General features: G+C 41.3%; 10 protein-coding genes and 2 tRNA genes. 7 read left to right on the forward strand and 5 right to left on the reverse strand.

Features of this window, described 5'->3' with window-relative positions:
* Nucleotides 1-17: 17 nt before the first annotated feature.
* Nucleotides 18-94, reverse strand: a tRNA-Asn gene (locus tag ABYB02_RS09335).
* A 21-nt stretch (nt 95-115) separates the two neighbouring features.
* Nucleotides 116-192 (reverse strand) — tRNA-Asn (locus tag ABYB02_RS09340).
* A 1,034-nt stretch (nt 193-1,226) separates the two neighbouring features.
* On the opposite strand from ABYB02_RS09340, the gene ABYB02_RS09345 reads away from it, so the two are divergent.
* Genes ABYB02_RS09345 through ABYB02_RS09360 form a run of 4 tightly spaced genes read left to right on the forward strand, consistent with a single transcriptional unit; the run spans nt 1,227 to nt 6,238 of the window.
* Nucleotides 1,227-2,606: an MATE family efflux transporter gene (locus ABYB02_RS09345; RefSeq protein WP_372762200.1), complete on the forward strand. Its 1,380-nt coding sequence runs from the start codon at nt 1,227-1,229 to the stop codon at nt 2,604-2,606.
* Complete coding sequence (gene uvrB, locus ABYB02_RS09350) at nt 2,603-4,597, forward strand: excinuclease ABC subunit UvrB (RefSeq protein WP_372762201.1); 1,995 nt, start codon at nt 2,603-2,605, stop codon at nt 4,595-4,597. Before ABYB02_RS09345 ends, uvrB begins: the two co-directional genes overlap by 4 nt.
* Nucleotides 4,598-5,536 carry a class I SAM-dependent methyltransferase gene (locus ABYB02_RS09355; protein ID WP_372762202.1) on the forward strand — a complete coding sequence of 313 codons (939 nt, stop codon included), beginning with the start codon at nt 4,598-4,600 and terminating at the stop codon, nt 5,534-5,536. It begins immediately after the preceding gene.
* Nucleotides 5,537-6,238 (forward strand): tRNA (adenine(22)-N(1))-methyltransferase TrmK, encoded by a 702-nt coding sequence (locus ABYB02_RS09360; protein ID WP_372762203.1) that lies wholly within the window; start codon nt 5,537-5,539, stop codon nt 6,236-6,238. It abuts the gene before it with no gap.
* Here the strand turns inward: ABYB02_RS09360 and ABYB02_RS09365 are convergent.
* Nucleotides 6,225-6,467 (reverse strand): hypothetical protein, encoded by a 243-nt coding sequence (locus ABYB02_RS09365; RefSeq protein WP_372762204.1) that lies wholly within the window; start codon nt 6,465-6,467, stop codon nt 6,225-6,227. The genes ABYB02_RS09360 and ABYB02_RS09365 overlap by 14 nt on opposite strands.
* Nucleotides 6,468-6,645: 178 nt before the next feature.
* Here ABYB02_RS09365 and ABYB02_RS09370 point away from each other — a divergent pair, with 178 nt between their 5' ends.
* A complete protein-coding gene (locus tag ABYB02_RS09370) occupies nt 6,646-7,095 on the forward strand; it encodes an isoprenylcysteine carboxylmethyltransferase family protein (RefSeq protein ID WP_372762205.1) in 450 nt (149 codons plus the stop codon).
* 62 nt (nt 7,096-7,157) lie between these two features.
* Here the strand turns inward: ABYB02_RS09370 and queC are convergent, their stop codons facing one another.
* Complete coding sequence (queC, locus tag ABYB02_RS09375; protein ID WP_372762206.1) at nt 7,158-7,814, reverse strand: 7-cyano-7-deazaguanine synthase QueC; 657 nt, start codon at nt 7,812-7,814, stop codon at nt 7,158-7,160.
* 143 nt (nt 7,815-7,957) lie between these two features.
* Here queC and queE point away from each other — a divergent pair, with 143 nt between their 5' ends.
* Together queE and ABYB02_RS09385 are read left to right on the forward strand one after the other, a co-directional pair.
* Entirely contained in the window at nt 7,958-8,623 is a 666-nt protein-coding gene (gene queE / locus ABYB02_RS09380; protein WP_372762207.1) for a 7-carboxy-7-deazaguanine synthase QueE, read from the forward strand.
* A 242-nt stretch (nt 8,624-8,865) separates the two neighbouring features.
* Nucleotides 8,866-9,609 carry a class I SAM-dependent methyltransferase gene (locus tag ABYB02_RS09385; protein ID WP_372762208.1) on the forward strand — a complete coding sequence of 248 codons (744 nt, stop codon included), beginning with the start codon at nt 8,866-8,868 and terminating at the stop codon, nt 9,607-9,609.
* Between the two features lie 194 nt (nt 9,610-9,803).
* On the opposite strand, the gene ABYB02_RS09390 is transcribed toward ABYB02_RS09385, so the two are convergent.
* Complete coding sequence (locus ABYB02_RS09390) at nt 9,804-11,867, reverse strand: putative bifunctional diguanylate cyclase/phosphodiesterase (protein WP_372762209.1); 2,064 nt, start codon at nt 11,865-11,867, stop codon at nt 9,804-9,806.
* Nucleotides 11,868-12,556: the final 689 nt, after the last annotated feature.

Below are 12,556 nucleotides of genomic sequence, written 5' to 3' on the forward strand. Positions count from 1 at the left end.
CATCATAAACATAAACTTGGCTCCCCCTCCCCGACTCGAACGGGGGACCTGCGGATTAACAGTCCGTCGCTCTAACCAACTGAGCTAAGGGGGAATCGTTTATGATTGAAAAACTTGGCTCCCCCTCCCCGACTCGAACGGGGGACCTGCGGATTAACAGTCCGTCGCTCTAACCAACTGAGCTAAGGGGGAAGCGTCTTGCCTTTCAACGGGGCGAAATATTAATGACCCAACTGCAAAGTGTCAACACATAAAAGATCATAAACACAAAAAAGAAGTCTATTCGTTGTTTTTGTGTTCGATCTGCACGTTTTGTAGCATAAATTGGCCTAATTAAATGGCCCGTGTTTACTTAAAGCCGCTGTGCAATTTATAAAATTGTGAAATAAAAACACTGTTGCGCTAATTTAAAACTGAAAAAAACAGTAGTTACAACTCAATATACAACTAACTAATAAAAAAAGCCGCGATAAAGTAATTACTCAAACACTTGTATAAGCGAATTAAAAACGCCTCACGCTGCCCACACAACGCTTTTTTAATTCAGCGCCTCGAATTTGTTGCCTGCAGCCAAGAAGGTGGCTAAAAGGTATGTTATGTAATTTGTACAAAAGCTATACAATCAATAGCTTAAATAACATAATTTACATTACAGCCCAACACATAACGCCTTGCATTTGCGCTACAGTATGCTTTTACATTTAAGGCTAAGAAAGTTTTCATCTTGGCAACTTAAAAATATTTTTGCAGCGAGATTTTTTGCCATGCTGCAATCCCTTTATAAATGCGGCTTTGCTTGAGTTATCCACGGTTTCTGTGGATAACTCTGTTTATGAAACTTTAAGAACATCGCCACCCCCAGTATTTTAGAGGGCTACAACGATTTCAAGCATTTAAAAATGTTTTTTTAAATCATTTAAAAACAGTACGTTATGAATTGATAGCGAAACTGGCTGTAACGATTAATAAAATTATTCGTGACGATAAAGCAAAATATTATGTTGTGTAATATTGCAGCAGTTATGTGGCGTTAAATGTAATAAAAGTTGCTGTTTTGATCTTAATTTGTTTTTTAACGCTTTGAACGTAAATATTGCCTTAAGGGCTCAAAAATTAATCTTTCTAGCCTATTTATCAAATTAACTTGTGGTGGCGAATAAAGCATGGCTTGAATAGCGTATATGCTTTAAAATGTGTGGTTCAGTAAAAAGAGGCTAATTTATTCTATGCGCGTAATTTCAGATAAGCACACTCGCCCTGATTTACTCAATGATCCCATCTCACCAACATTAAAAAGAATGACCATTCCGATGATTTTCGGCATGGTGTCATTAATGATGTTTAATATTGTTGATATTTTTTTTATTAGCTTATTAGGCACAGAGCCATTAGCCGCGGTGAGCTTTACTTTTCCGGTTACCTTTATGGTAATAAGCTTAGCCATCGGGTTAGGCATAGGCACTTCAGCGGTAATAGCCAAAGCACTGGGCAGTGATAAATTAGATGAAGCCCGTTTTGATGCCAGTATTTCGTTGCTTGTCGCTGTGGTGCTGGTGCTTATATTATCTTTTTGTGGCTATTTATTAATCGATCCTATATTCACCTTATTAGGGGCCGGTAGTAATGTATTACCGCTTATTCATGACTATATGAATATTTGGTTTTTAGGCAGTGTGTGCCTGATCACGCCGATGATAGGGAACTCGGTATTGCGTGCCAGTGGCGATACCAAAACGCCAAGCCTAGTGATGGGCGGGGCAGGGTTAATCAATGCGGTTTGCGACCCAATCCTTATTTTTGGCTGGGGGCCTATTCCTGCACTGGGAATTCAAGGTGCGGCCATTTCGAGTGTTATTGCTTGGTCAATTGCGGTGATAATTATTTTATACCTATTAATTATTAAAAAGCAGCTACTGAGCTTAAAAGCTGGGGGGCAAACTGCGGTAGGGGCGATCCGTAAAATATTAAAAATTGGTTTACCCGCAGCAGGCGCAAATATGCTAACGCCCGTGGCAATGGCGGTAATAACAGCGCTGGTTGCCCAACATGGGCCCGAGGCAGTCGCGGCGTTTGGTGTCGGCAGTAAAATAGAATCGATTGCCAGTATTTTAATTTTAGCGTTATCGATGACACTGCCGCCGTTTATTAGCCAAAACTTTGGCGCCAATAACTTAACCCGCGTTAAACAAGCCTATACAGGTACCTTAAAGTTTGTAATGATTTGGCAGTTTGCTATTTATATTTTACTTATTATTTTTGCCGGCGGCTTAAGCCAACTGTTTGGTAAAGAACAAGCGGTGATAGACGTTATAAAACTGTTTATTTACACCATCCCATTAAGTTATGGCTTGCAAGGGGTGATCATATTATCTAACTCATCGTTTAATGCATTACATAAACCGATGAATGCCTTAGTATTAAGTGTTATTAGGTTGTTTGTTTTTTATCTGCCGTTTGCGTATCTAGGTAATGAACTTGCAGGGCTAGTCGGGTTATTTGTCGGCGCCGCTTTAGGTAATTTATTTACCGCAATTGTGGCGTATAAATGGTTTATCAAAGAGCTTGAAACATTAAATAATCAGTTGTTACAGGAGTGCAGTCAGTGAGTGATCATTTTCAACTTAAATCACAGTTTAAGCCCGCAGGCGATCAACCCACTGCGATAGCTCAGCTGTGCGAAGGACTTGAGGCGGGGCTGGCTCATCAAACCTTATTAGGTGCAACCGGCACAGGTAAAACATTTACCATGGCCAATATTATTAATGACTTAAATCGGCCCACCATCATTATGGCGCATAATAAAACGCTCGCGGCGCAACTGTATGGCGAAATGAAAGAGTTTTTTCCACACAATGCGGTAGAGTATTTTGTATCTTATTACGATTATTACCAGCCCGAAGCGTATGTGGTGTCTAGCGATACCTTTATTGAAAAAGACGCCTCAATTAACGAACACATAGAGCAAATGCGGTTAAGTGCCACCAAGGCGTTGCTGGAACGCCGCGACACCATTATCGTGGCCTCTGTGTCGGCTATTTATGGTTTGGGCGATCCGCAGTCGTACATGAAAATGATGCTGTTATTAAAAGTGGGCGAAAAAATTGATCAACGCGACATGCTGCGTCGTCTTGCTGAAATACAGTACACCCGTAACGATATCGAGTTTAGCCGCGGTACTTATCGCGTGCGTGGTGAAGTAGTTGATATATTTCCTGCCGAGTCAGATACCTATGCCATACGAGTGGAAATGTTTGATGACGAAGTAGAGCGCTTAAGTATTTTTGACCCTTTAACCGGAGCGGTCGAAAAGCACATTATACGCGCTACTATTTACCCTAAAACCCACTATGTAACGCCGCGAGAAAAAATTCTAGCCGCCATTGAAAACATTAAACAAGAACTCAAAGAGCGCAGAGCACAACTGCTTAGCGCAAATAAGTTAGTTGAAGAGCAACGTATTGCGCAGCGTACCCAGTACGACATAGAAATGATGACCGAGTTAGGGTATTGCTCGGGTATCGAAAACTACAGCCGGTATTTATCGGGGCGTACGCCGGGCGATCCGCCACCAACATTACTCGATTATTTACCCGACGACGCGCTGATGATTATTGATGAATCGCACGTGACCGTTTCGCAAATTGGCGCTATGTATAAAGGGGATAGAAGCCGTAAAGAAAACCTTGTTGAGTACGGCTTTAGAATGCCGTCGGCATTGGATAATCGCCCCCTCAGGTTTGAAGAATTTGAAGCGATAGCCCCACAAACCATTTATGTGTCGGCCACTCCAGGTGATTTTGAGCTAGAGCGCAGTGCGGGCGAAGTGGCAGAGCAAGTTATTCGTCCAACAGGGCTACTTGATCCGTTAATTGAAGTACGCCCGGTGGCTGATCAGGTTGATGATTTACTCTCAGAAATTTATAAAAGTGTCGCTAAAGGCGAGCGGGTGTTAGTGACCACGCTGACCAAGCGCATGTCGGAAGATTTAACCGACTATTTAAGCGAACATAATGTAAAAGTGCGCTATTTACACTCCGATATAGACACGGTAGAGCGCGTTGAAATTATTCGCGATTTACGGGCAGGCGTGTTTGATGTGTTAGTGGGCATTAACTTATTACGAGAAGGCTTAGATATGCCCGAAGTGGCATTGGTGGCTATTTTAGATGCCGACAAAGAAGGCTTTTTACGTTCTGCGCGTTCATTAATTCAAACCATAGGGCGTGCTGCACGTCACCTTGACGGACGGGCTATTTTATATGGCGATCGCATTACCAAGTCGATGGCCAAAGCGATTGATGAAACTGCGCGTCGTCGTGAAATACAACACGCTTACAACGAAAAACACGGTATTGAGCCGCTGGCACTATCGAAAAAGATCCTCGATGTAATGGATGTAGGTGAAGACGCTGCTCCACAAGATAATTTACAGCTTATTCGTAAAGAGTCGAAAAAGGTACTTAGTGCCAAAGAAATTGCGCAACAAATTAAGCAACTAGAAACTAAAATGCATGCCTATGCCAGTGATTTAGAGTTTGAAAAAGCGGCGTCAGTACGCGATGAAATACATGAACTACAGCAACAGTTGATAAATTAAATGACCTCAGATTTTACACCTCTTATATCGGCTCTGGCCGATGCGCCTTTATTAAACAACGAATTATGCCGTGTGTTTCATGGCCGTGGGCACAGCATTGAAGCGTTAAGCCATATTAATTTAGACTTTTATCCGCCATGCCTATTTTTAGTCTCGTATGATGAAATTGAGCCAGACACGCTGACACTATTAACCAATACCCTGTGGCAATGGGCAACCGAGCATCACCCAGCGCTGATAACTGCGCTGGTGTATCAGCAACGGGCGGGCGTGCAAAGCCATAATGCCTTAGTGCATGGTACATTACCGACGCAGCACAGTGTAAAAGAAAATGGCATTGGCTTTTTGGTTGACTTAATGAGCAAACAAAACACCGGTATTTTTCCTGATATGCGCAGCGGCCGTGAGTTTGTATTAGCTAACAGCAAGCATGCCAAGGTGCTTAACTTGTTTGCCTACACTTGTGGTTTTTCGCTGGCGGCAATGCAAGGTGGCGCCGATCATGTAATGAACATGGATATGAGTAAAGGCGTGCTCAATATAGGTAAAAAGAATCATCAGCTTAACGGTTTTGAAAAGGGCGTGAGTTTTTTACCTCACGATATTTTAAAGTCGTTTGGCAAACTTAAAAAAGCCGCGCCGTTCGATTTAATCATTGTTGATCCGCCCAGCTTTCAAAAAGGCAGTTTTATTTTAACTAAAGACTACCAAAAAGTACTGCGCCGCTTACCAGAGCTATTAAATGAGCACAGCCAGTTATTACTGTGTGCCAACAGCCCAGCACTAACCGAAGCGGCATTTAAACAGTTAATAGCTGAGCATACTGCAGGGGCTATCGAGTTTGTGCAGCGGTTAGCGCCCACAGCCGGTTTTATTGAGGTTGATAGCGATAAAAGTTTAAAGGCGTTGGTATATAAATCGAGTGGTAACGCCGCTTAAATGAAACTGAGTAAACGACTGAGCGCCATTAATAACCTCATCACTCAGCCCTACGATGTAATTTGGGATACCTGCTGTGATCATGGTTATTTAGGCATGGCTTTATTGCAGCGTCAGGCGGCCAAGCAGGTCAATTTTGTGGATATTGTCCCCGCGCTGATTGACAATTTAGCTTCTCGTTTAGCGCATTTGCCCCATGCGACAACCACATCTGCATGGCAAGTTATTTGCCAACACGTCGGGGATATTAAATTAACCGCATCTACTAGGCAGCTTATTGTTATTGCCGGAGTAGGGGGCGATTTAATGTTAAGCCTAGTACAGCAAATAGTAGCGAATAATTTGCCGCATAAAGAGCAGCCGCTCGAGTTTATTTTATGCCCAGTGCACCATGCCTATAAATTACGGTCGGGGTTATCTCAGCTCGGGTTAGGCTTGCTGAGTGAGCAAATAGTTACTGAAAATCAGCGCTTTTATGAAGTGCTGCATGTGAGCTTTGCAGCCGACACAGCAATACATGTATGTGGTTCAGTGATGTGGGATTTCAGCCAAACAAGCCACCAGCAGTATGTGCAACGACTGTTGGCACATTACACACGGATGCGACAACAAGATCAGCCCTACTTACAAAAAGTGATAACTGACTATCAGCAGCTAATAAAACACTCGCTGCAGCACAAAAATCAGCTTACAGTTTATTGATCTCTTGTTTTACATCAAAACTTGCATCGGTGACGATGGCTTCAAGTGTTTGCACGCGCTCTTTTAGCGCTTGAACTTGGCTATTTAGCTCGGCAAGGTGTTTATTAGCATCACTATTATTATTTTGCATTCGGTGTTTAAATTCTAAGTGCTTTTTGTACATATCATAAATGACTCCCGATCCCACCGAAATCAGTACAATTAACACTATCATGGTTGTACCCGACATAACTGCGTCCTGTGAATAATTTTGTTTAAAGTATAACCATAATACAGTGACGATAAAGCGCCTAATTGTAACTATATTTGTCTAACAAATAACAAAGTGGATTGTTGATAGTGAAAGCATTCGCTATATTAAGCACAGCTCAGCTAAAAATTTTACCTAACCAATTAAGTGAGTTGCTATGTTAAATAATAAAATTCCACCGATTATTGTTGTGTTGTTTTTTGCCTTGTTAATGGCCTTAATAGCCCATTACAGCGTGATTGATTTTAGTGCCTTTATTTTGTATTTAACGCTGAGCTTAGTGATTATCGGCTGCGTGTTTTGTCTTGCGGGAGTGGTGAGTTTTTGGTTAGCTAAAACCACGGTTAATCCCAATAAACCAGAGCAAGCAACCCGCTTAATTACCGGCGGGATTTATCGGTTTTCGCGTAACCCTATGTATGTCGGGTTTGCATTTATTTTATTAGGCTGGGGTATTTGGTTAAGCTCTGTTTGGGCGCTGCTATGTGTCGCAGGCTTTGTAGCGTATATCACGGTGTTTCAAATTATTCCAGAAGAGCGGGCGCTTGATAAACTGTTTGGCGACGAGTACCAGCAGTATAAAAACAAAGTAAAACGCTGGTTGTAAGCACGCGCTCTATGAACTGCTGGTAATAAAAAAGGCTATCAACGATAGCCTTATTCTGGGTTTTATTCGTATTCGAGCGGGTCGCTCACATTATTAGCGGTAAATGCTTCAATGCGCTCTTGGCAGGCGCCACATTTGCCACAGGCTTTTTCGCGACCGTTGTAGCAGGTCCATGTTTGGCTGTAATCTAAGCCCATGGTTAAGCCGTCGGTTAAAATATCAATTTTGCTGTTATTTAAATACGGGCTAACAATTTCCACGGCATCGTAGTTAGCAATGCGGCACACGTCATCCATTTTTTGCACAAACTCAGGGCGACAATCGGGGTAAATAGCATGATCCCCAGAGTGTGCGCCGTAATATACTTGGCTTGCTTTAAGCGACACCGCATAACCTACTGCTAAAGAAAGTAAAATCATATTACGATTTGGCACAATAGTGCTCTTCATACTTTCTTCTTCGTAATGGCCTTCGGGCACGTCAATATCATCGGTTAACGATGAGCCGCCAATAAGCTGGTTAATCGCAGAAATATCAACAATTTTATGAGGTACGTTTAACCGCTTACAAACAGCTGCAGCGACTTCGAGTTCTTTTACGTGACGCTGACCATAGTCAAACGATAAGGCATAAACATCATGTCCTTGTTGCAGGGCTTTATTTAATACGGTAAATGAATCCATACCGCCGGAATAAATAACTACTACTTTTTGCGTCATATCTGTTTTTGCTCTCAGTTTTAATAGAGGTTTATATCAGGGCACGATATACTACATGCCCTGTGCTTAAATAACAATTTATGCCCATATTTAGTCTTTAAAGGTAGCTGTGTTGTTACCGGTTCGTAAGTGAGTGATCCCTTTTGTACAAAATTAATGAAATATTTGAAACCATCCAAGGTGAAGCAAGTTTTACTGGCACCCCCTCTATTTTTTTGCGTTTGCAAGGCTGCCCTGTTGGCTGCTCGTGGTGTGATACTAAACAAACCTGGGATGTTGATAATGTGTACAAAGTGTCGCTTGATGAAACAGTAGAAAAAAAGGCCGATTCAGATCATTGGGCACAAGCCAGCGCCGCACAAATTTTAGCGTTATTTAACCAGCGCGGTTATACCGCAAAGCATGTGGTGATCACCGGGGGAGAGCCGTGCATGTACGACTTAAACCCTGTTTGTGAGCTGTTACACGAAAACGGCTTTAGCACCCAAATAGAAACCAGTGGTACCTTTGAAATACTCGCCCCAGCAAATACTTGGGTTACCGTATCGCCAAAAATTAATATGCGCGGTGGCTACGAAGTACTAACTAGCGCGATGCAGCGCGCCGATGAAATTAAGCACCCCATTGCGATGCAAAAGCATGTTGAAGAGCTAGAAGCCTTGTTTGCAAAAACAGCGGTTAACCCTCAGTTGGTTTACCTACAGCCGATCAGCCAAAAAGAGTCGGCCACCAAGCTTGCAATTGAAACCTGTATCGCTAAAAACTGGCGCTTATCCATTCAAGTACATAAGTATTTAGGCATCAGTTAATTAGTGTTTGGCGGCTATCAGTGTTCAGCCATCAGCTGCACGGTGTCACATTAACTGGCGGTGCTTGGCTTAAAACTGCCAGCCAACACATTACTCCCTATAAATATCCGCTAGCAGAAGCTAACGCTGCACGGCTTTATCACTGCTTTATGAATGACAGCGGTCGTTCATATAGCGGTGTGTACTTTATCCTGTGCTTACTATGCGCAATTCACCGTTTTTATACATTTTATTAGGCCAATATGTCCGTTAATGCTTTATACACAGATCTTTCTGGTTACTACGACCTAATGTGCGCCGATATCGATTATCAAGCACAAAGCCATTGTATTCGTAGACTCCATCAAATTTTCGGTAACAATGCCAATAGACACCTTGATTTAGCGTGCGGCACGGGTCCGCATATTCGCCATTTTATTGACTTTGGCTATCAAAGTAGTGGCCTCGATATTAATCAACCTATGCTCGACAGAGCCGCTCTACGTTGCCCTGAAGCGCAATTTTCATTGCAAGACATGAGTGACTTTACGGTAACTGAGCCGCTGGATTTAATTACCTGCTTTTTATATTCAATTCATTACAGCGATGGCGTAGAAAAATTAAAGCAGTGTATTCGCAGCGCGCATAAAGCACTTAATAGTGGTGGGATGTTTTGTTTTAACGTAGTGGATAAACACCAAATCGATAACGACTCATTTGTGAAACATGCCGCGCACAGCGAAAATAGTGTATTTAGCTTCAGCTCAGGCTGGCATTACAGCGGCGCGGGTAATAAACAAACGTTAAAACTGAGTATTGAAAAAACCACCGACCACGATACCTTCATTTGGCACGATGAACACCCTATGGTGGCGCTAAGTTTCGCAGAGCTTAAAGTAGCTTTGCAGCCGTACTTTGAAATTCATCTGTTTGCACATAACTATGAGCAAATCACCCCCTGGGACGGGCGCTCAGGTAATGCCATAGTGGCCTGCGTAAAGCTTTAACGTTGTAATAGCGCCTAAAAATTGTGTGTTGTGGGTTGGGTTTCGGGCTGCGAAATCCAGCAAAATAATAGTCGCAACGTGCCCATTTTAAGGCAATGTATCGGTATTATGTTGCAGCTAAAAGCATGTTCATATAACGTCGGGCTATCTATTTGTAATTCGGCTGTTGTCTGCTGCTATTGCTGTTTCAAACATTAAACCTTGGCCCCGCCTGACTCAGACGCTTTATGTGTTTCCTCGTGCTTATTTACATAATCAATAAATTCATTGAGGGGGAGGGGCTTAGAAAAATAATAGCCTTGAATTCTTAATTCGCTATATTTGGCTAAATAATGAATCAACATTTCATTTTCGACTCCCTCCACCACCACGGTTTTATTTAAGTCAAGACACACTTGAATAATAGTACTGAGTAAGTCTCTCTCTTTTCCCGCAACGTGTGCACCTAGGGTAAATTCACGATCAATCTTTATAATATTGGCTGGTTGCTTAGCTAAAGAAGACAAGCTTGAGTAACCCGCACCAAAGTCGTCAATAGCCACGTTTAAGCCGGCCGCTAATAATTGCTCAGTGGCATTTTCCACTTTAGTTTTTTCTAAAAAAGCAGACTCAGTCACTTCAACGGTAAAATTTTTCCGGTTTATATTATTGATAGTGAGTAAGTTTATTAATTCTTTTGCAAAGGCACTTTTTTGCACTTGCTTCGCCGAAAAGTTAACCGCAACCGCAAGGCTTTGTAGCTGCTTAGTTGTCGCGATATCAAAAATGACCTTATCTAAAACTTGTTCGCCGAGCTGTATTATTTGACCGGTAGACTCAGCCACCGGAATAAAAATAGCAGGAGAAAGCCAGTGCCCATCCACTGACCACCTTACCAAGCTTTCAACGGCGACTATTTGATTGCTAGGCAAGCTATGTATTGGTTGATAAAAAACTTCTAACTGATTATTTTCCATCGCTTTTTGTAAATTATTTCTGATTTTAACCGCTTTATTATGTTCATCTTCCATCGCTTGCTGATAAAAATGCAGCTGGTTGCCCCCTAAATCTTGTGCTTTTGCCAACGCGATATTGGCATGTTGCAGGTTTAATTTTATATCGACATTATGCTGAATCTCACAGTAGTCAATGCCAGCACTTGCGGTGAGATAGAGCTCAAGATCATGTAAATAATAGATTTTAGACAGACTATGCAGTAGCGCACGTACTTGGTGCTGTAAATCAGCTTGGCCAAAGCCTTTGTAACAAATGAAAAAACTATCGTTATCAACCCGTGAAACTAATTGCTCGTTATGTACGCTGGCCACTATTCGCTCAGCAACTAGCTTAATAAGGCTTTCACTAAGTTTATGTCCTAACGAGTTATATGTGGCGCTAAAATCATTAATTTTAATTAACACGAAAGAAAGGTTGTGTAGTTTTGAGTCCTTAAACTGTTTTTGTAACTGCTCTTCTAATGCATCCATACGTAGTAACCCAGTAAGCTCATCGTACATGGCTCTTTTTTCTAACAAAATGGACGCATCGGCCACTAAAATAAAAATATAGACAAATAAGAAGGTAAGCCAAATAATTGCCTGATCGCTACTGGCATTGCTATAAATTAAATCGTAGTTATTCAAAAAAATATGTGCGTTGTAGTTAACCAAACCCATGATGCTTATTTTTTCACTAATATAATGACCTAAGTTAGCGGTTAGTGCCTCAAGGCTATCTTCATTTTTAGGCTTTGAGCCAATCGAAAAAAACAAGTTTGGTGCGAGTTCAATAAATGTATCGTATGAACTGAGATATTCTAAATAACGCTCCTCAACCAATAAGTTTATATCTAACAACGCGACGATGTAATATGTGTCGGCGTTTTTAACACTTACATGCGTGGAAAAAATAATGATGGGTGTTTCAGTATTTAAGGTAGAGCCGTGGGGTGCAAAGCGGACGGTATCGCTATTTTGTTGTAACCACGCTTTAATGGGGGGAGTGCTTAACATGCCTTTATCGTAAAACTTTTTTGAAAAGTGATCACTAGCGAGTATATCAAGGTCGTCATCGAAGATGATCATACCCTTAATTATTTCATAATCCTTGGTGTAGTTTTTTAAATCTTCTACTGCTAACTCTATGAAATCTGAATAGCTTAACTTTTCTAGCCGGGCCTTAATTCTAAAAATTGCTCGCTGTTGCGCATCTAAATTTTTATTTACCATGGCCTCAATTAAATGCACTTTTTCTTTGGAGTTTACTTCTTGTTCAGCCACTAATTTAACCGAGTTAAAGTGCCAAAATGTGGTTCCTGCGAATATACAAGTAAACACCACAAACTTGAGGGTTTTTACATTATTGAGTTGCACATAATTATAAGAAAGCTTAATAGACAGCAGGGATAAAGTTACAAATAACAGAATGGACGAAATGATGAGATTAAAAGGATTTAAATAGGACTCCACCACAGTGTCATTTTGCACATACAACATAAATATTTGCAGAGCGGCGAATGCAACAATAAAAATTAAAAATAACGTTATGCAGTAAGCCCTTGACTGACACTTTAAATTAATGCGCCGTAAGCTGATTGCAGCAATTGACATAATTAACGCTATTAATGCGATATACGGTGATATAACCGGCATTAAGGTATTTTGGCTTGTCAGGTATTCAAAGGCACCCAGCATGAAAAAAGACAGCAGAAAGTAGACCATTGCACGATATAGTAAATTAGCGGCACTTATAGAAGTGATTGATAAACGCATGTAAAACAAGCCATAAAGTTGCAATATTTTTTGAAAGGTTAGTCTATATGGCTTAGAGGTTCAACTTTTTCATACAAACTAAGAAGGTGAGTATTAGATTTATCTATATGATTTTCTATGGATTATGGTTGCGCAGTATTAATAACGTTTTAGGGTTTTGTTATGTTGGCGGCATCAGCGCTATTTTAAAGCTACAC

This window comes from Pseudoalteromonas sp., assembly GCF_041613455.1.
Taxonomy (GTDB): Bacteria; Pseudomonadota; Gammaproteobacteria; order Enterobacterales; family Alteromonadaceae; genus Pseudoalteromonas.